At 62.8% G+C, this 18,908-nt stretch carries 16 protein-coding genes; 12 read left to right on the top strand and 4 right to left on the bottom strand.

Annotated elements, in window-relative coordinates; all coding sequences use genetic code 11:
* Positions 1-10: 10 nt before the first annotated feature.
* Complete coding sequence (locus EEQ99_RS32315) at positions 11-1,468, top strand: NAD-dependent succinate-semialdehyde dehydrogenase (protein ID WP_097545016.1); 1,458 nt, start codon at positions 11-13, stop codon at positions 1,466-1,468.
* A 64-nt stretch (positions 1,469-1,532) separates the two neighbouring features.
* Here EEQ99_RS32315 and EEQ99_RS32320 read toward each other — a convergent pair whose 3' ends face one another.
* The 4 genes from EEQ99_RS32320 to EEQ99_RS32335 all read right to left on the bottom strand — a co-directional run bounded on the left by EEQ99_RS32320 (position 1,533) and on the right by EEQ99_RS32335 (position 5,352).
* A complete protein-coding gene (locus tag EEQ99_RS32320) occupies positions 1,533-2,807 on the bottom strand; it encodes an NAD(P)/FAD-dependent oxidoreductase (RefSeq protein WP_097545015.1) in 1,275 nt (424 codons plus the stop codon).
* A gap of 13 nt (positions 2,808-2,820) precedes the next feature.
* The gene (locus EEQ99_RS32325; RefSeq protein ID WP_097545040.1) at positions 2,821-3,489 is read right to left on the bottom strand and encodes a haloacid dehalogenase type II; all 669 of its coding nucleotides are present in this window, start codon (positions 3,487-3,489) and stop codon (positions 2,821-2,823) included.
* Positions 3,490-3,662: 173 nt separating this feature from the next.
* Entirely contained in the window at positions 3,663-4,337 is a 675-nt protein-coding gene (otnC, locus tag EEQ99_RS32330; RefSeq protein WP_097545013.1) for a 3-oxo-tetronate 4-phosphate decarboxylase, read from the bottom strand.
* A gap of 16 nt (positions 4,338-4,353) precedes the next feature.
* Positions 4,354-5,352 (bottom strand): LacI family DNA-binding transcriptional regulator, encoded by a 999-nt coding sequence (locus tag EEQ99_RS32335; RefSeq protein ID WP_097545012.1) that lies wholly within the window; start codon positions 5,350-5,352, stop codon positions 4,354-4,356.
* 235 nt (positions 5,353-5,587) lie between these two features.
* Here EEQ99_RS32335 and EEQ99_RS32340 point away from each other — a divergent pair, with 235 nt between their 5' ends.
* The 11 genes from EEQ99_RS32340 to EEQ99_RS32390 all read left to right on the top strand — a co-directional run bounded on the left by EEQ99_RS32340 (position 5,588) and on the right by EEQ99_RS32390 (position 18,628).
* Positions 5,588-6,904: an MFS transporter gene (locus EEQ99_RS32340; RefSeq protein ID WP_047619631.1), complete on the top strand. Its 1,317-nt coding sequence runs from the start codon at positions 5,588-5,590 to the stop codon at positions 6,902-6,904.
* 168 nt (positions 6,905-7,072) lie between these two features.
* Complete coding sequence (gene ltnD, locus EEQ99_RS32345; RefSeq protein ID WP_047619673.1) at positions 7,073-8,017, top strand: L-threonate dehydrogenase; 945 nt, start codon at positions 7,073-7,075, stop codon at positions 8,015-8,017.
* 14 nt (positions 8,018-8,031) lie between these two features.
* Complete coding sequence (otnI, locus tag EEQ99_RS32350; protein ID WP_097545010.1) at positions 8,032-8,808, top strand: 2-oxo-tetronate isomerase; 777 nt, start codon at positions 8,032-8,034, stop codon at positions 8,806-8,808.
* A 3-nt stretch (positions 8,809-8,811) separates the two neighbouring features.
* On the top strand, positions 8,812-10,092 hold the full coding sequence (gene otnK / locus EEQ99_RS32355; protein ID WP_127431803.1) for a 3-oxo-tetronate kinase: 1,281 nt from the start codon (positions 8,812-8,814) through the stop codon (positions 10,090-10,092).
* A gap of 155 nt (positions 10,093-10,247) precedes the next feature.
* A complete protein-coding gene (locus tag EEQ99_RS32360; protein WP_127431804.1) occupies positions 10,248-11,084 on the top strand; it encodes a GNAT family N-acetyltransferase in 837 nt (278 codons plus the stop codon).
* A 13-nt stretch (positions 11,085-11,097) separates the two neighbouring features.
* A complete protein-coding gene (locus EEQ99_RS32365; RefSeq protein ID WP_127431805.1) occupies positions 11,098-12,474 on the top strand; it encodes an aspartate aminotransferase family protein in 1,377 nt (458 codons plus the stop codon).
* A gap of 222 nt (positions 12,475-12,696) precedes the next feature.
* Positions 12,697-13,410: an HAD-IA family hydrolase gene (locus EEQ99_RS32370; protein WP_063473483.1), complete on the top strand. Its 714-nt coding sequence runs from the start codon at positions 12,697-12,699 to the stop codon at positions 13,408-13,410.
* A gap of 63 nt (positions 13,411-13,473) precedes the next feature.
* On the top strand, positions 13,474-15,084 hold the full coding sequence (locus EEQ99_RS32375; RefSeq protein WP_127431806.1) for an ABC transporter substrate-binding protein: 1,611 nt from the start codon (positions 13,474-13,476) through the stop codon (positions 15,082-15,084).
* 78 nt (positions 15,085-15,162) lie between these two features.
* Entirely contained in the window at positions 15,163-16,113 is a 951-nt protein-coding gene (locus EEQ99_RS32380; protein WP_097545002.1) for an ABC transporter permease, read from the top strand.
* Positions 16,110-16,976 carry an ABC transporter permease gene (locus EEQ99_RS32385; protein WP_127431807.1) on the top strand — a complete coding sequence of 289 codons (867 nt, stop codon included), beginning with the start codon at positions 16,110-16,112 and terminating at the stop codon, positions 16,974-16,976. The genes EEQ99_RS32380 and EEQ99_RS32385 overlap by 4 nt, the downstream gene beginning before the upstream one ends.
* On the top strand, positions 16,973-18,628 hold the full coding sequence (locus EEQ99_RS32390; RefSeq protein WP_047619617.1) for an ABC transporter ATP-binding protein: 1,656 nt from the start codon (positions 16,973-16,975) through the stop codon (positions 18,626-18,628). The genes EEQ99_RS32385 and EEQ99_RS32390 overlap by 4 nt, the downstream gene beginning before the upstream one ends.
* The last annotated feature ends 280 nt before the right edge of the window (positions 18,629-18,908 follow it).

The raw sequence follows: 18,908 nt of genomic DNA on the forward strand, positions 1-18,908 counted from the left end.
GGAGAACAGAATGAACGGATTGAGGGATAGCAGCCTGCTTCGCCAGCAAGGGCTTATCGACGGAGAATGGCGTGGGGCCGCCGCCGGGAATACGATCCAAGTGATCGACCCGGCGACGCAGCATGTGCTGGGCACGGTGCCCGACATGGACGGAGCCGATACGAGGGCGGCAATCGCCGCGGCGGAAAGGGCCTTCGGTCCATGGCGGGCAAAGACCAATGCCGAGCGCGCAGCATTGCTGGAAGCCTGGCACGATCTGATGCTCGACAATATCGAGGATCTGGCGCTGATCCTCACTCGTGAGCAGGGCAAGCCGCTGACGGAAGCGCGCGGCGAAATCCGCTACGGCGCCTCGTTCATCAAATGGTTTTCCGAGGAGGCGCGCCGCATCGGCGGAACGACCATTCCCTCGCCGACGGCGGACCGGCGGATCGTCGTTCTGAAGGAGCCGGTCGGCGTGTCGGCGATCATCACGCCGTGGAATTTTCCAAATGCGATGATCACCCGTAAGGTCGGGCCTGCACTCGCCGCAGGCTGCACCGTCGTCATCAAGCCATCGGACCTCACCCCTTATTCGGCCCTCGCGCTCGGCGTCCTGGCTGAGCGCGCCGGCATCCCGAAGGGCGTCATCAATATCGTCACCGGCCTGCCCACCCGGATCGGCGACGAACTGATGGCGAACCAGACCGTCCGCAAGATTTCTTTCACCGGCTCGACCCGCGTCGGCTCGCTGCTGATGCGCGGCGCAGCCGACAGCGTCAAGCGACTTAGCCTCGAACTCGGTGGCAATGCGCCCTTCATCGTCTTCGACGACGCCGATCTCGATCTTGCCGTGGAAGGCGCGATCGCATCGAAATTCCGCAATGGCGGGCAGACCTGCGTCTGCGCCAACCGCCTTCTCGTCCAGTCCGGTGTCTACGAGGCCTTTGCCGCCAAACTTTCCGCACGCGTATCGGCCATGAAGGTCGGGGCCGGCACGGCGGCCGGCACGGATATTGGCCCGATGATCAACAAGGCGGCGATCGAGAAGATCAAGCGTCATGTCGACGATGCGGTGGAAAAGGGAGCGAGGATCCTCGCCACCGCAGGTTTCGTGCCTGAAGGCGATCAATATGCCGTGCCGATGGTGCTCGGCGGTGCGACCACCGACATGCAGCTTGCCAGCGAAGAGACCTTCGGGCCCGTTGCCCCGCTTTTCCGTTTCGACACTGAGCAAGAGGCGATCGGCATCGCCAACGCCACGCCCTTCGGCCTAGCCGCCTATTTCTACACCGAGAGCCTGAAACGCTCCTGGCGTGTCGCCGAAGCGCTCGAATTCGGGATGCTCGGCCTGAACACCGGGGCCATCTCCACCGAGGTCGCGCCCTTCGGCGGCGTCAAGCAGTCCGGCCTCGGCCGTGAAGGCGCTCAATGCGGCATCGATGAATATCTGGAAATGAAGAGCTTCCACATCGGCGGCCTCGCCTGACCGACAGAACGCAAAGGGCGCCGGGACATGATCCCGGCGCCCTTTTTGCTGATCCATTTCTGCCTTACTGGAAGCGGTCGAGCGTCTTGTAGTAAAGCCCGACCAGCGGCAGGAACCACGGTTTGCCGAAGTGGCCGGGGACGGCCGGCCAATCGAGACCCTTGATTGGGTTACGGTCGGCCTTGCCGAGGATGGCGTCGGCCATGATCATGCCGAGATGGGTGGAGAGTTGGGCGCCGTGGCCGGAATAGCCCATGGCATACCAGACACCATCAACATAGCCGGCGCGCGGATAGCGGTCCTTGGTCATGTCGACGAGCCCGCCCCAGCAATAGTCGATCTCGACGCCGGCAAGCTGCGGAAAGATCTCAGCCAGGCTGGCGCGCAGAATATCGCCGCTCCTTGCGTCCGATCGCTGATCCGACGTGGCGGAAAAGCGGGCGCGACCGCCGAAGATCAGCCGATTGTCCGGCGACAACCGGAAATAATTGCCGATGTTCATCGACGTCACGCAGGTGCGGTTGCCCGGCATCGTCGCGGCAATTTCGGCGTCGGTCAGCGGACGGGTGGCGATCAGGAAGCTGCCGACGGAAACGATCCGGCGACGGAAATAACTGAAGAGCGACGGCGTATAGGCGCCTGTCGCGACCAGCACGTGGTCGGCGGTGACGGTGCCGCGTCCAGTCGTAAGGCTGTGGCGGCCGTTGCCCTGCCGATGTGCCGTCACCGCCGCCTTTTCGAAAATGGTGGCGCCGCGGCGAGCAGCGGCGGTGGCGAGCCCGGCGACATAGCGGCCCATATGCATCATCGCGCTCTTCTTCGAGAGCATGGCGCCATGGAAGGGCGAGCCGACCTCGCCTTTCAGCTCATTGGCGGTCAGAAGTGCGGTATCCGGATCGACCTCTTTGTGGACAGCCTCGAAATTGCGGGCAATGGCATCGAAATGCTGCGGCTTGGAAGCAAGCTTCAGCTTGCCGGCGCGGCGGAAATTGCAGTCGATCCCCTCCTCGGCGATAACAGCCTCGATCGTGTCGATGGAATCGTCGAGTGCCCTGTAAAGCGCGACAGCTCGCTCCGCGCCGAGTGCTGACTTGGCGGAGAGGAAACTGTGGGCGAGCCCATTGTTGAGGTGTCCACCATTGCGTCCCGATGCCCCCCAGCCGACCCGTTCGGCCTCCAGCACCACGACCTTGACGCCGGCCCTTGCAAGCTGGCGCGCCGCGGCAAGCCCGGTAAAGCCGGCGCCGATGACGGCGACATCGTAATGTCCTTCGACGGGGCCTTGTGCGCCGCCGGCAAAGGCTGGTGCCGTGTCGTGCCAGTAGGATTCGAACTGCATCCGCGTGCCTCCGTCAGAGCCCGACGAAGCCAGGCAGGCCCGAGATGTCAGGAATTTCGACATAGCCGTAATAGGGATTGGCCGGCTCGTGGCCGCGATTGACCCAGACCTTGTTCTTGATGCCGAGATCGTGGGCCGACATCAGGTCATAGCGGAAGGAGGACGAGCAGTGCAGCACGTCCTCCGGCCCGCAGCCGAGCATATCAAGCATATATTCAAAGCCCTTGAAGCGTGGCTTATAGGACTGCGCCTGCTCGGCGGTATAGACCGCATGGAAGGGCGCGCCGAGTTTTTCAACGTTCGACATGATCTGCGAATTCATCGCGTTGGAGAGGATTACCAAAGGGATTTCCTTGGCGACCTTGGCGAGCCCGGCCGGCACGTCCGGATGCGGCCCCCAGGTCGGAACCCGCTCATAGATCATCTTTGCCGCTTCATCGCGAAAGGTCACGCCATTGCGCTTGCATGTCCGCTCGAGTGAATTGTGCACCACCTCGGCATAGGGTTTCCAGTCGCCCAGGATCTCGTCGAGCCGATAGGCGGCGAAATTCTTGATGAACTCCGCCATGCGCCGCTCGTCGAGCTCTTCGCCGTAGAGATCACGGGCCGCTTCCGCCATCTGAAAGTTGGTCAGCGTGCCGTAGCAGTCGAAGGTGATGTATTTCGGACGGAACGTCGTCATCTGCGTATCCTTGAATGACCGGAACTGGGGACGTGTCACAATCATAAGCACCGCTTCCCCCGCAGCTCGCCTGAATTGGCAGCATCGGAAGCAGAATCTATCGTATCGAAAGCGGGGTTTGGCAGAAGGTTGCGCGCATTCGCCCGCAGTCAACGGCCGGCGGAGTGACGCCTTCAATCACCGTCGTGATCATGATCGTGATGCGACGGAAGATCGAGGCCGAAGGTTTTGACGAGATCGGCCACCTGAGCCGGGCTGAGGAAACGGGGATTGAGGTTGCGCAACAGCAGATAGAGCTTTGCGGTTTCCTCCAGTTCCTCAGTGGCGAAGACCGCTGCTTCCAAGCTGTCGCCGGCGACAACAGGTCCGTGATTGGCCAGAAGCACCGACGAATACTTGCCCGCCAGCCCGCGGATGGCATCGGCCACATCAGGATCGCCCGGACGATAATAGGGCACCAGCGCGGTTTCGCCGGCGCGCATCAGATAATATGGCGTCATCGGCGGCAGGGCGGCGCGCGGATCGACCTCCGGCAGCATGGTCAGCGCCACCGCATGGGTGGAGTGAAGATGGACGATGGCGCGGGCGCTGCCGCGCGTGTCGTAGAGGGCCGTGTGCAGCGGGATTTCCTTGGTCGGCTTGTCGCCGGACAGGAGCCGGCCTTCGGCATCGAGCCTGGAGATCCGTGCCGGGTCGAGAAAGCCGAGCGAGGCATTGGTCGGCGTGACCAGCCAGCCGCCGTCCTCAAGCCGCAACGATATGTTGCCCGACGAACCGGGCGTCAGCCCGCGCTCGAACAGCGAGCGGCCGTATCGGCAGATTTCCTCACGCAGGCGCGCGTCGGACATGACAGTTCCTCCAATATTACGCAGTTGCCCCTTCGATCAGTTCAAAGCCGAGATCGACGGCCTGCGGCGGCGCGTTGGCGACGACCATCTGGGCGGCTATCTGTCCCGTCGCCACGCGCGGCGTTCGGATGGTCGACAGTGGTTGCGGTGTTACCCGGCCGATATCGAGGCCGTTATAGCCGAAAATGGCGAGCTTCGAGGGGATCGCGATCCCTTGAGCCAGACAGTGAAAATAACCACCCAGCGCCATGTCGTCGTTGGAGAAATAAACCGCATCGAGATCGGTCGTCCGGGCAAGCAGCCGCTCCAATCCCAGCCTGCCGTTTTCCACGGACGAGGCGCCGGCGAGAATTTCACGGGCGACGAGCGGTGCGTCATGCGCATCGAGCGTCTCGCAAAAGCTGGAAAACCTCTTGCCGGCACGGGTATCGCGGTTGAGGTCGTGACCGACATAGCCGATCCGGCGGTAACCCCGCCTCAGCAGGAAGGCCGCGCTCTCCCGCCCGGCCGCGCGGTTCGAGAAACCGACGGCGATATCGAGAGCATCGCCATCCAGATCGAGCAGCTCCACGATCCGGCAGCCGCTGGCGCGCAGCATCTTCACCGTGCCCTCGGTATGCTCGTATCCCGCCAGCATGACCGCCGCCGGCCGCCAGGCAAGCATCGCGGCGGCGAGCGCCTCCTCCTTGCCCGGATCGTAATCGGTCACGGAGAAAACCGCCTGGTACCGGTTCTCCTCCAGAACGGCGCTGGCGCCGCGCAGCACATCGGGAAAGACGATGTTGGAGAGCGACGGAATGACGAACGCGACAAGACGCGACCCGGTGGAGGCGAGCGTTCCGGCGATCCGGTTCGGCACATAACCCAGCCGCTCGACGGCGGCCATCACCCGCTCCCGCGTCTTGCCGGAAAACGAACCATGGTTGCGCAGCACGCGCGACACCGTGCTCTCGCCGACACCGGCCGCCTCCGCGACCTCGGCAAGCGTGACCGTCGCCTGATGTTTGAATTCCATCGTTACGTTTGAACCCGGCTTTCGAGGTGGTCGTTCAGCCTGTCGGCCGATGACCCGCGTTATCCCCATTTTTCACTGCTCCCGCCAAGAAGCAAGGTTTTTTTGGCAGCGCTACCAATTTGCTGTTGGCAGCGCTGCCAAAATGGATTAATGAAAATGGCAGCGCTGCCAAAAATGGCTCGGCGTGCCGCGGGAGGATCGACAGGGACCGCGGCAACAATCGGAGGAGAAAATCATGACGCTGCAGACGCAGGCGCCAATCGCTGGCGCATATACCGCTGAAGCCGCGGAAGACCGTGCCTATGGCAAGGTCTTCTGGCGCATCGTACCCTTTTTGATGCTGTGCTACGTGGTCGCCTATCTCGACCGCGTCAATGTCGGCTTCGCCAAGCTGCAAATGTCGAGTGAACTCGGCCTTTCGGAAGCCGCCTACGGCATCGGTGCAGGCATTTTCTTCATCGGCTATTTTCTGTTTGAAGTGCCGAGCAATATCATCATGAACAAGGTCGGCGCGCGGGTGTGGATCGCCCGCATCATGGTCACCTGGGGTATCATTTCCGCCGCCTTCATGTTCACCTCGTCGGAAACCGTCTTCTATGTCCTTCGTTTCCTGCTGGGCGTGGCCGAAGCCGGATTTTTCCCCGGCATCATTCTTTATCTGACCGCGTGGTATCCGGCCCACCGCCGCGCCAGGATTATCACCACCTTCATGTCGGCGATCCCGATATCCGCCATTTTCGGCAATCCGCTTTCGGGTCTCCTGATGGACAGCTTTCACGGCACGCATGGTCTTTCCGGCTGGCAGTGGATGTTCCTGATCGAAGCCATTCCGGCCATTCTTTTCGGTGTCGCGACGTTCTTCTATCTTGATGATACGATCCAGGGCGCGAAATGGCTGAACGATGAGGAAAAGCGCGTGCTGACGGCCAATATCGAGGCGGAGAACCGGGGCAAGACGGCAAGCCCGCACAGTATCGGTGCAACGCTGACCGACCGTCGCGTCTGGCTGATGTGCCTGATCTATTTCTGCTTCGTGCTCGGGCAATATGGGCTGAATTTCTGGATGCCGACCATCGTCAAGGCCTCGGGCGTCAGCGGAAACCTGAATATTGGCCTGATTTCGGCGATCCCCTATATCTGCACATTCGTCGCGATGCTGGCACTCGGACGTTCCGCCGACAGGCTGCGTGAACGCCGCTGGCACCTCGTCGTCCCGGCTCTGATTGCCGCCGGTGGTTTTGTCGCGGCGACCATGGCGACGAGCACGACGGTGTCGATTGTCTGCCTCTCGCTGGCGGCAGCGGGCGCGATCAGCTGCGCACCGCTCTTCTGGTCGCTTCCGACAGCTTTTCTTGCCGGCACCGGCGCTGCGGCCGGCATCGCCTGGATCAATTCGGTCGGCAACCTCGCCGGGTTTCTCGGGCCGTTTCTGGTCGGCTATCTCAAAGACTTCACCGGCACCAACAGCGCCGGCATGTATCTGCTGGCGGCCGCGCTGGTCATTGGTTCGCTGGCCGTGTTGACGGTTCCGGCGAAAACCGTCAATCGCTGAACTCGCGCACAACCCCGAAAATCGGAATCGATTTTCGGAAAGGATTATGCGCAAATTCAAAATGTTAGAGCGTCATTAGCGCGTCTTGTAGACGCACGGCGCTCTAGAGCCCCTCCGGGACGCTACCCGGAGGGCACAGACCTTCCTCAGGAGATGGAGAACCTCCTCATGTCACCGCTTGCTGAAAATCCGGGCTCCGCCGTTGTCGCAGCCGTCATCGGTCTTGGTTCCATGGGGCTCGGAATGGCCCGGTCGATGAAGCGCGCAGGTCTCGACGTCATTGGATATGACATCACGCCGGCGGCGGTGGACCGCTTCATCGCCGAGGGCGGGCGCGGCGCGGCGACCCCCGCCGATGCGGCAAAGGGCGCCGACATTGTCGTCTCCGTGGTCGTCAACGGCGCGCAGACCGAGGCCGTACTGTTCGGACCAGAAGGTGTCGCGCATGCGATGAAGGCCGGTGCGGTCTTCATCTCGTCGGCCACCATGGATCCCGCCATTGCACGCAACCTGGCGCAAAGGGTGGAGGCTCTCGGCCTGCATTATCTCGACGCGCCGATTTCGGGCGGCGCCGCCAAGGCGGCGCAAGGCGCACTGACGATCATGGCTTCCGGCTCCAGACAGGCCTTCGACACGGCGCGCCCCGGACTCGAGGCCATGGCCGGCAAGGTCTACGAGCTAGGCGATGCGGCCGGGAAAGGTGCTGCCTTCAAGATGATCAACCAGCTTCTCGCCGGCGTGCACATCGCCGCCGCCTGCGAGGCCATTACCTTCGCCGCCAAGCAGGGCCTCGACCTCGACAAAGTCTATGAGGTGATCACGGCTTCGGCCGGCAATTCATGGATGTTCGAAAACCGCGTGCCGCATGTGCTGGCCGGAGACTATACTCCGCTGAGCAGCATCGAGATTTTCGTCAAGGATCTCGGTATCGTCCAGGACATGGCCCGCTCCGAGCGCTACCCGGTGCCGCTCGCGGCAGCGGCCTTGCAGATGTATCTGGCCGCCGCTGGAGCGGGCATGGGCCGCGACGACGATTCCTCGCTGGCGCGGCTCTATGCCCAGCTTTCCGGCGCAGAATTGCCCAGCTCCGCCAAAGAGCCGCAGAGCCTGTAGAGGGAACACGAGACATGCCGGTTTTCGCCGCCAACCTGACGATGATGTTCAACGAATGGGCGTTCCTCGACCGCTTCGACGCCGCAGCCGATGCTGGCTTTACCGCCGTCGAATATCTCTTCCCCTATGAAGCCCCGCCGGAGGCAATCGCCGAGCGGCTTGCCCGCAACAATCTGCAGCAAGCCTTGTTCAACCTGCCGCCGGGCGACTGGGCAGCCGGCGAGCGTGGCATCGCCGCTCTTCCCGGACGCTTCGATGCGCTGAAAGCCGATGTCGAACGGGCGCTGGACTATGCGGCGGCGACGAGTGTCAAGCGATTGCACTTGATGGCCGGCATCGCCGACCCTGATGACCAAGACGCCTCTTCCTCTTACCGGCGCTCCGTCACCTATGCTGCCGAGCGGCTTGCGGAAAAGGGCATCGATCTGCTGCTCGAGCCGATCAACGGGCGAAACATGCCGGGATACTTCCTCAGCGACTTCGGCGCGGCCGAGCGGCTGATTGCCGAATCCGGCCTGCCAAACCTGAAACTCCAGTTCGACATCTATCACCGACAGATCATCCATGGCGACGTCGTCATGGCGTTGCGACGCCTGCTGTCGATCACCGGTCATATCCAGATCGCCAGCGTGCCGTCCCGCAACGAACCGGACGGGGAGGAACTGAATTATCCCTATCTGTTCGGCGAAATCGACCGCCTGGGATATGGCGGTTTCATCGGTTGCGAATACATCCCACGCGGCCACACGCTGGACGGTCTTGGCTGGTTCAAACCTTTTGCACGGAGCTAGACGATGGCTATTTTGCTCGGATCAATCGCCGACGACTATACCGGCGCCTCCGACCTCGCCAACACGCTGACGAAGAACGGCCTGCGCACGGTGCAGACGGTCGGCATCCCCGATCCGACACTCGCGTTGCCGGATGTCGACGCCGTGGTCGTTTCCCTGAAAATCCGCTCCGTCCCCGCCCCGGACGCCGTGACGGCCGCGACCCGCGCCGAGCGATGGCTACGCCAGCGGGGCGCCGGCCATGTGCTTTACAAGATCTGTTCGACCTTCGATTCCACCGATGCCGGCAATATCGGTCCGGTCACCGAGGCGTTGAGCGAGGCGGCCGGCGGCGGCTCCGTGCTGGTGACGCCTGCCTTTCCGGAAACGGGACGCACCGTCTATCTTGGCCATCTCTTCGTCGGCAGCCAGCCGCTAAACGAAAGCCCGCTCAAGGACCATCCCCTCAATCCGATGCATGACGCCAATCTCGTGCGGGTGCTCGCCCGGCAATCGCGCAACGCCGTCGGACTGGTCGATCTCACCGCCATCGCGGCCGGGCCTGATGCCGTCAAGGCGAAGCTCGATGCCCTACGCACGGCAGGCGTCACCATCGCCATCGCCGATGCGATTTTCGAACGGGATCTTGAAACGCTCGGCGAGATCGCATTGGAAACACCGGTATCGACAGGTGCGTCCGGCCTCGGCCTCGGCCTTGCCCGCGCCCTCGTCCGCTCCGGCCGGATATCCTCCGGCGGTGCAACGACGGCGGACGCCATTCGCCCCGTCGGCGGGCTGTCCGCGATCGTTGCCGGCAGTTGTTCCAAGGCGACGCTGCGCCAACTCGACGTCGCCGAACGGTCGATGCCCGTGCTGCGGCTCGATCCGGAGCGGCTGCTTGCCGGCCCGGATGAGGTCGCCACGGCGATTTCCTGGGCCGGAGACAGAATCTCCGCCGGTCCTGTGGTGATCGCCGCAAGTGCCGCGCCGGAGACCGTGTCCCGGCTGCAATCGCTCTATGGACGAGAAGCCTCCGGCCACGCGATCGAGACCGCGACCTCGATCATCACAGCCGAACTGGTGCAGAGAGGCGTGCGGCGCCTTGTGATCGCAGGCGGTGAAACCTCAGGGGCGGCGGTCGATAGGCTCGCCATTCCGGCATTTCTGATCGGCCCGGAGATTGCGCCCGGCGTGCCGGTGTTGCGCACGGTCGGCAATGCCCAGGGCGATATGCTTCTGGCGTTGAAATCAGGAAACTTCGGAGGCGAAGATTTCTTTACGGCAGCGCTGGCGATGATGCACTGACGGGATCTGGGGTCGACGAATATCGATCGGCTCTAGCATAAGATGCGGTGGTCCATGGCAGCAAAGCCATAAGATACTGCTTGAACCATGGCCTTCAGACGATCTGCCCGCCGGCGCTCCGGCAGACTGGCGGGCACGACATGAAGGACGCCCCCATGCAAGCAAGTCAGATCGAAATCGTCCCATTCGGCCCCGACCATCTGGAAGCCGCCGTCGCGCTCTCAAGACAGGCGGGCTGGCCGCACCGGACGGAAGACTGGCAGCTGGCGCTCGCTCTAAGCGAGGGGATGGTCGCGATCGAGAACGGCAAGGTCGTCGGCACCGTGCTCGTCACGCCATACAAGGGCGATTGTGCAACTATTAACATGGTCATCGTCGACGAGACGATGCGCGGCCGCGGCCTTGGCCGCAGACTGATGGACGCCGCACTGTTGACCGCCGGTGACCGACCGCTGAGGCTGGTGGCGACGACGGCAGGCCTGCCGCTTTACCAGAAGCTTGGCTTCCGCGAGACGGGAACCGTGCTGCAGCACCAAGGCCTTGCCGGAGAAATCGCTGCCCCGGCGGAAACGGAAGCAGCCACCGCCGCCGATCTCCCTGCCATCGCGACACTCGATCGCCTGGCCTTCGGCGCCGATCGAGAAGGACTGCTCTCTTATTTCGCCGGGATCGGCGAATTCGCCGTCATTCGCAGCGACAGCCGCATTTCCGGCTTCGCCTGCCTGCGTCCTTTCGGCCGCGGCGAAGTGATCGGACCCGTGGTGGCCGCCGACCTTAGCAAAGCCAAGACACTCATCGAACATTTCATCGCCAGGCGGCCCGGACGGTTCCTCAGGGTCGACACCACTGACGAGACCGGGCTCTCCCCATGGCTCGCCGAACAGGGGCTGGTCCATGTCGGCGGCGGCATCACGATGAGACAGCCGTTGGCCAAAGACGCCGCCGATCCAACCGCCACCACCTTTGCCCTCGCCAGCCAGGCACTCGGCTGATCCGGAGATCTTCATGTACAGCAATTCCCTCATCGAACTCGATCGCGCCCACCTCATTCATCCGGTCGCTTCCTATCGCGGCCATGAAAAGCTTGGCGTGCGCGTGTTGGCTTCGGCCAAGGGCGCCACGGTCACCGACGCATCGGGCAAGCAGCTGATCGACGGCTTCGCCGGCCTCTGGTGCGTCAATGCCGGTTACGGCCACGAAAGCATCGTCGAGGCGGCGGCCCGGCAGATGCGCGAGCTTCCCTATGCGACGGCCTATTTCGGCCTCGGCTCCGAGCCCGCGATCCGGCTTGCCGGTGAACTCGCCGACCGCGCGCCGGGCGATCTCAACCATGTCTATTTCACGCTCGGCGGCTCCGATGCGGTGGACAGCACGGTCCGCTTCATCCGCTACTATTGGAATGCCCGAGGACAGCCTCAGCGCGATCAGTTCATCTCGGTCGAACAGGGCTATCACGGCTCCTCGACGGTCGGCGCGGGTTTGACCGCGCTGCCCGCCTTCCATGCCGGCTTCGGCCTTCCCTTCGACTGGCAGCATAAAATTCCGTCTCACTACGCCTATCGCAACCCGGCGGGCGACAGTCCGCAGGCAATCATCGACGCCTCGCTTACCGCGCTGAGAAGCAAGGTCGAGGCGATCGGGCCGGACCGCGTCGCCGCCTTCTATGTCGAGCCGATCCAGGGCTCGGGCGGCGTGCTGGTGCCGCCGAAAGGCTGGATGAAGGCCATGCGCGAATTCTGCCGCCAGCACGACATCCTGTTCGTGGCGGACGAGGTGATCACCGGCTTTGGCCGCACCGGCCCGCTTTTTGCCTGCAGCGAGGATGGGATTGTTCCCGATTTCATGACGACCGCCAAGGGCCTCACCTCCGGCTACGTCCCCATGGGCGCCGTCTTCATGTCCGATCACGTCTATGAAACGATTGCCGAGGGCGCGGGCGCTGCCGCCGTCGGCCACGGCTACACCTATTCGGCCCATCCCGTCAGCGCCGCGGTCGGGCTCGAAGTCCTGAAGCTTTACGAAAACGGCCTTCTCGAAAACGGCGTCAGGGCCGGCGCACGGCTGATGCAGGGCCTGGAGTCGCTGAGGGATCATCCGCTCGTCGGCGACGTCCGCGGCCGCGGCATGCTGGCCGCCGTCGAACTGGTGGTCGACAAGGTGAACAAGACGCCGTTGCCGGCATCCGCCGAACCGGCCCGCCGCATCTTCGACCGCGCCTGGGAGAACGGCCTCGTCATCCGCGCCTTCGGCAATGGCGTGCTGGGCTATGCGCCGCCGCTCTGCTGCACCGAAACGGAGATAGACGCGATCGTCGAGCGCACTCGCGTCACGCTGGACGAGACGCTGGAGGACCCGGATGTGCGCCGGGTGCTGCAGGCCTGAGAATATCGCGAAACGGTCAGATTCGGTATTTTCTGCCGCCTCATGACGCCTTTTCGGAGAATCCGGCGCGGTGCAGGTGACACACTGAAATCAACGAAAGGCCCGGATCCCGGCAATACGGGCCTTCGACACAAGAGCGGGACAACGATCCCGCCGACGGGAACAGAATATTCTTCTTCGACAAGCCGCGCTCCCACCGGAGCCGAACACTGGGGAATTCACGTGAGCAAGAGCCTTCCGGAATTCAAATATATGACCTTCGACGTCGTCGGCACGCTCATCGACTTCGAAGGCGGTCTCAAGACCTGCTTCGCCGAGATTGCGGCTGAGGTGGGAGGCGCAGTCGACGGCGAGCAGGCGCTCAGCCTCTACCGCGCGGCCCGCTACTCCGAGAATGCCGACCTCTTTCCCGACGACCTCGTGCGCGTCTACCTCGCGATCGCGCCGAAGCTCGGCCTGCCCGCCGACAAGAAATACGGCGAACGGCTGCGGGACTCGGCCAAGGGCTGGAAAGGTTTCGCAGACAGCGCCGCTGCGCTGGCAAAACTTTCGAAGGATTATCGCCTCGTGGCGATGACCAACGCCCGGCGCTGGGCATTCGATTTCTTCGAGAAGGAACTCGGCAATCCTTTTTATGCCGCCTTCACCGCGGATGATACGGGGACCGAGAAACCCGATCCCGAATTCTTCGAGAAGGTATTCGCCTACGTCGCCTCGGAAGGACATTCGAAGGACGACATCCTGCATGTCGCCCAGAGCCAGTACCACGATATCGGGATTTCCCGGAAACTCGGGCTGACCAATTGCTGGATCGAGCGGCGCCATGCCGAGAAGGGTTATGGCGGCACGATCGAGCCGGCCGAGTTCACCAAACCCGATTACCATTTCACGTCCATGGCAGGCCTTGCCGATGCCGTGGCCGCCGCGCGCGCCTAACTTTGAAAGCAGATCGGGCCTGCCCGCAACGGGCAGCCCGCCACACAAGAAAAGGGGAATGAGATGAACGACAAGATCACCAATTGGACCAGATCCGACGACGTCATGATCGAGACCGCCATCCGTCGTGGCGCGACCCGCCGCGAGCTGCTGCATATGATGCTCGCGGGCGGCGTGGCCATGTCAGCCGGCGGGCTCGTGCTTGGCCGCGCCGGCAAGGCGCTCGCCGCCACGCCCGTTTCCGGCGGCTCGCTCAAGGCGGCCGGCTGGTCGTCCTCCACGGCCGATACACTCGACCCCGCCAAGGCGTCGCTCTCCACCGATTATGTCCGGTGCTGCTCCTTCTATAACCGCCTGACTTTCCTCGACAAATCAGGCACGCCGCAGATGGAGCTTGCTGAAGCGATCGAATCCAAGGATGCGAAGACCTGGACGGTCAAGCTGAAGAAGGGCGTCACCTTCCACGACGGCAAGCCGCTGACTGCCGACGACGTGGTCTTCTCGCTGAAGCGTCATCTCGACCCATCCGTCGGCTCGAAGGTCGCCAAGATCGCCGCCCAGATGACCGGCTTCAAGGTCGTGGACAAACAGACCGTCGAGATCACCCTTGCAGATCCGAATGCCGACCTGCCGACCATTCTGTCGATGCATCACTTCATGATCGTTTCCGACGGCACGACCGATTTCACCAAGGCCAACGGCACCGGCGCTTTTGTCAAGGAAGTGTTCGAGCCGGGCGTTCGCTCGGTCGGGATCAAGAACAAGAACTACTGGAAATCCGGCCCGAACGTCGATTCCTTCGAATATTTCGCGATCAGCGACGACAATGCCCGCGTCAACGCGCTGTTGTCGGGCGACATCCACCTTGCAGCGTCGATCAATCCGCGCTCTATGCGGCTCGTCGAGGCCCAGGGAGAGGGCTTCTTCCTGTCGAAAACCACCTCGGGCAACTATACCAACCTCAATATGCGGCTGGACATGGATCCCGGCAGCAAGCGCGACTTCGTCGAGGGCATGAAGTACCTCGTCAACCGCGAGCAGATCGTCAAGTCGGTGCTGCGCGGCCTCGGTGAAGTCGGCAACGACCAGCCGGTCTCCCCCGCCAACTTCTACCGCAATGCCGACCTGAAGCCGCGGGCCTTCGATCCCGACAAGGCGAAGTTCCATTTCGACAAGGCCGGCGTCCTTGGTCAGTCCATTCCGGTGATCGCTTCCGAGGCGGCCAACTCCTCGATCGACATGGCGATGATCATTCAGGCTTCAGGCGCCGAGATCGGACTGAAGCTCGATGTCCAGCGCGTTCCCTCCGACGGCTACTGGGACAATTACTGGCTCAAGGCGCCGATCCACTTCGGCAATATCAATCCCCGTCCGACGCCGGATATCCTGTTCTCGCTGCTCTACTCCTCTCAAGCCCCCTGGAACGAGAGCCAGTACAAGTCGGAGAAGTTCGACAAGATGCTGATCGAAGCACGAGGCTCGCTCGACCAGGAGAAGCGCAGGGCGATCTACGACGAGATGCAGGTGATGATTGCCAACGAAGCCGGCACGATCATCCCGGCCTATCTCTCGAACGTCGATGCCACCGCCGCCAAGCTCAAGGGTCTGGAGCCCAACCCGCTCGGCGGCCAGATGGGATACGCCTTCGCGGAATACGTCTGGCTCGAAGCCTGATAAAATGAAGGGACCGGGGCTGCAGCCCAAGCCCCGGTTCTTCCGGAATTGAACTCGAAACGCAACAAGGAGGCGTCCGTGAACAACCAGGTCTTGTCCCTGGTGCTGAGCCGATTGCTCATCGCCCTGATCACCCTGGTGATCGTCTCCTTCGCCGTCTTCTTCGCGACAACGCTGCTGCCCGGAGATACAGCGACCATACTGCTCGGTCAGGCCGCCACGCCGGAAGCCGTCGAAGGCCTGCGCAAGGCCATGCATCTCGACGAGCCGGCCCTCTTCCGCTTCCTGCGCTGGGTCGTCGGGTTGCTGCAAGGCGATCTCGGCACGTCCTACGCCAACGAAATGCCGGTTACTGCGCTCATTGCCGGCCGCTTCGTCAACACGCTGAAACTTGCCGGCGTCACCGCGCTCTTCTCCGTGCCGATCGCGCTCACGCTCGGGATTACCTCAGCCATGCTGCGCGGTACGGTTTACGACCGGATCGTCACGGTGATCACCATCGGCGTCATCTCCGTGCCGGAGTTCATGGTCGCGACCTCTGCCGCGCTGATCTTCGCCGTCTATCTGAAATGGCTGCCGGCGCTCTCCCTGGCCAATGAGGTCCATAGCCTGAGCGACATCTTGCGCGTCTATGCCATGCCGGTGATCACACTGACCTTCGTCGTCTCAGCCCAGATGATCCGCATGACCCGCGCGGCTGTGATCGAGACGCTCGCCACGCCCTATGTCGAGATGGCACTGCTCAAGGGCGCTTCGCGGCCGCGCATCGTCTTTCGCCATGCATTGCCGAATGCGCTCGGCCCGATCGTCAATGCCGTCGCACTTTCGCTGTCCTATCTGCTTGGAGGCGTCATCATCGTCGAGACCATTTTCAATTATCCCGGCATCGCCAAGCTGATGCTGGATGGCGTAGCCACCCGCGACCTGCCGCTGATCCAAAGCTGCGCGATGATCTTCTGCCTTGGCTATCTGCTCTTGATCACCATCGCCGATATCATCGCCATCCTTTCCAACCCGAGGCTCCGATGACAATGACCAACTCCGAGACCACGTCCGACCGGCTGTCCGGAACCCGGCTTGGCTATCGCTTCAACATCGTCGGCGCGATCGGCCTGACCGTGATCCTTTCCTGGGCGCTCGTCGCGATCTTCGCGCCTTGGATCATCCCCTACCCCGTCGGCGAGATCGTCGATCTCGACTATTTCGGCCCGATGAGCCGGGAACTCTGGCTCGGCTCCGATTATCTCGGCCGCGACATGCTCTCGCGGATCCTGATGGGCGCGCGTTATACGGTCGGCATCTCGCTGGCGGCGGTCACGATCGCCTGTTTCAGCGGCGTGGTGCTCGGCATGATCGCAGCGGTCGCCGGCGGCTGGCTCGACACGATCCTCAGCCGCTTCCTCGACGCCCTCAATTCCATTCCGAGCAAGCTGTTCGGCCTGGTGGTCGTTGCTGCCGTCGGCTCTTCGGTCCCGGTTCTGATCCTGACGCTGTCGGTGATCTACATCCCCGGCGCCTACCGCTTCGCCCGGGCGCTCGCCGTCAACATCAATGCGATGGATTTCATCACCGTCGCGCGCATCCGCGGCGAAAGCACCCTCTATCTCATTCGCTCCGAAATCCTGCCCAACATTGTCGGGCCGGTGCTTGCCGATCTCGGCATCCGCTTCGTCTTCATCGTTCTGCTGCTCTCCGGGCTTTCCTTCCTCGGCCTCGGCGTCCAGCCGCCCTATGCCGATTGGGGCGCTCTCGTGCGCGAAAACATCGGCGGCCTGCCCTTCGGTGCGCCGGCGGTGATGTTTCCCTCGCTTGCCATCGCCAGCCTGACGATCAGCATCAACCTGCTGATCGACAACCTGCCGCAGAAGATCCGCGACCGGAGTGCGTCATGAGCAATTTCATCGAAATCCGTGACCTGAAAGTCGAGGCCACCACCGATTCCGGCCGGCGCGTCGAGATCATCAAGGGTGTCAGCCTCGACGTTGCCGAGGGTGAGATCGTCGCGCTGATCGGCGAGAGCGGCTCGGGCAAGACAACCATCGCGCTCACCCTGATGGGCCATACCCGCGCGGGCTGTCGCATCTCCGGCGGCAGCGTTTCGGTCGGCGGCAAGGATATGGTCAGGCTCAGCGAAAAGCAGCGCGCCAAGGTGCGCGGCACCGAAGTCGCCTATGTCCCGCAATCGGCCGCCGCCGCCTTCAACCCAGCCACGACGATCATGGATCAGGTGATCGAAGTCACGCGTATTCATCAGCTGATGTCGCCGGACGAGGCGCGTGCCCGGGCCGTCGAGCTCTTCCGGGCGCTGTCGCTGCCGGAACCCGAAACGATCGGCAGCCGTTACCCGCACCAGGTTTCCGGCGGCCAGCTGCAGCGTCTGGCCGCCGCCATGGCGCTGATCGGCGACCCGACCCTCGTCATCTTCGACGAGCCGACGACGGCGCTCGACGTGACCACCCAGATCGAAGTGCTGCGCGCGTTCAAATCGGTGATGAAAAAGGGCGGCATATCGGGCGTCTATGTCTCGCACGACCTTGCCGTCGTCGCCCAGATCGCCGACCGCATCGTGGTCTTGAAAGGCGGGGAGACCCAGGAAACCGGCACCACCGAAGAGATCCTCAACCATGCGAAGCACCCCTATACCAGAGAGCTGCTCGCAGCCTTCGAACCGAAACTGCGCGCCGCAGCAGCCCCCATCGAGCGCGAGACGGCGCCGCTTCTGAAGATCGAAGATCTCGTCGCGGGCTACGGGCAGCGCCAGGCCGATGGCCTCCCGCTCGTTCGTGCGGTCGAGCATGTGAGCTTGAAGGTGGAGAAAGGCCGCAATCTCGGCATCATCGGAGAATCCGGTTGCGGCAAGTCGACGCTCGCCCGCACCATCGCCGGCATCCTGCCGGCCGCGGTCGGCAAGATCGTCTTCGACGGCACGGAGCTGCGCCGCAACGCCCGCGAGCGCTCACGCGATCAGTTGCGCGAGATGCAGATCGTCTTCCAATATGCCGATACCGCCCTCAACCCGGCAAAATCGGTGGAGGACATCCTTGCCCGGCCGCTGGTCTTTTACCACCGCATGGATCGACAAGCGCGACACGCCCGGATCGATCAATTGCTCGACATGGTGCGCCTGCCCCGCAATCTGCGCCATCGCCGGCCGGGAGAACTTTCGGGCGGGCAGAAGCAGCGCGTCAACTTCGCCCGGGCGCTTGCCGCCGATCCGAAGCTGATCCTCTGCGACGAGATCACCTCGGCGCTCGACACGGTGGTCGCCGCCGCGGTCATCGACCTGCTCAAGGAGTTGCAGCGCGAACTCGGCCTTTCCTACATCTTCATCAGCCACGATCTCTCGGTGGTGGAGGCGATCTGCGACGAGATCGTCGTGATGTATGGAGGCCGGAAGGTCGAGCAAATCACGTCCTCAACAGTGAACGCGCCGCAACATCCCTATTCGCAACTGCTCTTCTCATCGGTGCCGACGCTCGATCCGGCCTGGCTCGACGGGCTTCAGCAGGATCCGGAACTGGTGCGTGCCTATTGCCGGCACTGAGCGCCGATTCTGCTTCGAGAGGACGTGCCGGCCACATCCAGCGCCCACCCGGTCAGGTCGTGTTGAAACGCCTGGGATCCAAGGCACGAGATCTGCAAGTGGCAGCGAATATGGCTTTGGAAACCAAGCCCGAAATTCTGTCGCAAGTCCTTCCAACCAGTATGAAGCTTTTCATTATGGGGAGAACAACCTGCGACAGAGAGACTCGGCAGCTGCGCAGGACCGATGGATCGGATAGATGATGCAGTTGTGTGAGGTCGGTCCGGAACCCTGAAAGATT

It is taken from the genome of Rhizobium anhuiense (assembly GCF_003985145.1).
Taxonomy (GTDB): Bacteria; Pseudomonadota; Alphaproteobacteria; order Rhizobiales; family Rhizobiaceae; genus Rhizobium; species Rhizobium anhuiense.

Excerpts from the sequence above, each read along its gene's own strand:
- EEQ99_RS32315 (WP_097545016.1), top strand. The coding sequence starts at position 11 with ATGAACGGATTGAGGGATAGCAGCCTGCTTCGCCAGCAAGGGCTTATC.
- EEQ99_RS32320 (WP_097545015.1), bottom strand. The coding sequence starts at position 2,807 with ATGCAGTTCGAATCCTACTGGCACGACACGGCACCAGCCTTTGCCGGC.
- EEQ99_RS32325 (WP_097545040.1), bottom strand. The coding sequence starts at position 3,489 with ATGACGACGTTCCGTCCGAAATACATCACCTTCGACTGCTACGGCACG.
- otnC (WP_097545013.1), bottom strand. The coding sequence starts at position 4,337 with ATGTCCGACGCGCGCCTGCGTGAGGAAATCTGCCGATACGGCCGCTCG.
- EEQ99_RS32335 (WP_097545012.1), bottom strand. The coding sequence starts at position 5,352 with ATGGAATTCAAACATCAGGCGACGGTCACGCTTGCCGAGGTCGCGGAG.
- EEQ99_RS32340 (WP_047619631.1), top strand. The coding sequence starts at position 5,588 with ATGACGCTGCAGACGCAGGCGCCAATCGCTGGCGCATATACCGCTGAA.
- ltnD (WP_047619673.1), top strand. The coding sequence starts at position 7,073 with ATGTCACCGCTTGCTGAAAATCCGGGCTCCGCCGTTGTCGCAGCCGTC.
- otnI (WP_097545010.1), top strand. The coding sequence starts at position 8,032 with ATGCCGGTTTTCGCCGCCAACCTGACGATGATGTTCAACGAATGGGCG.
- otnK (WP_127431803.1), top strand. The coding sequence starts at position 8,812 with ATGGCTATTTTGCTCGGATCAATCGCCGACGACTATACCGGCGCCTCC.
- EEQ99_RS32360 (WP_127431804.1), top strand. The coding sequence starts at position 10,248 with ATGCAAGCAAGTCAGATCGAAATCGTCCCATTCGGCCCCGACCATCTG.
- EEQ99_RS32365 (WP_127431805.1), top strand. The coding sequence starts at position 11,098 with ATGTACAGCAATTCCCTCATCGAACTCGATCGCGCCCACCTCATTCAT.
- EEQ99_RS32375 (WP_127431806.1), top strand. The coding sequence starts at position 13,474 with ATGAACGACAAGATCACCAATTGGACCAGATCCGACGACGTCATGATC.
- EEQ99_RS32385 (WP_127431807.1), top strand. The coding sequence starts at position 16,110 with ATGACAATGACCAACTCCGAGACCACGTCCGACCGGCTGTCCGGAACC.
- EEQ99_RS32390 (WP_047619617.1), top strand. The coding sequence starts at position 16,973 with ATGAGCAATTTCATCGAAATCCGTGACCTGAAAGTCGAGGCCACCACC.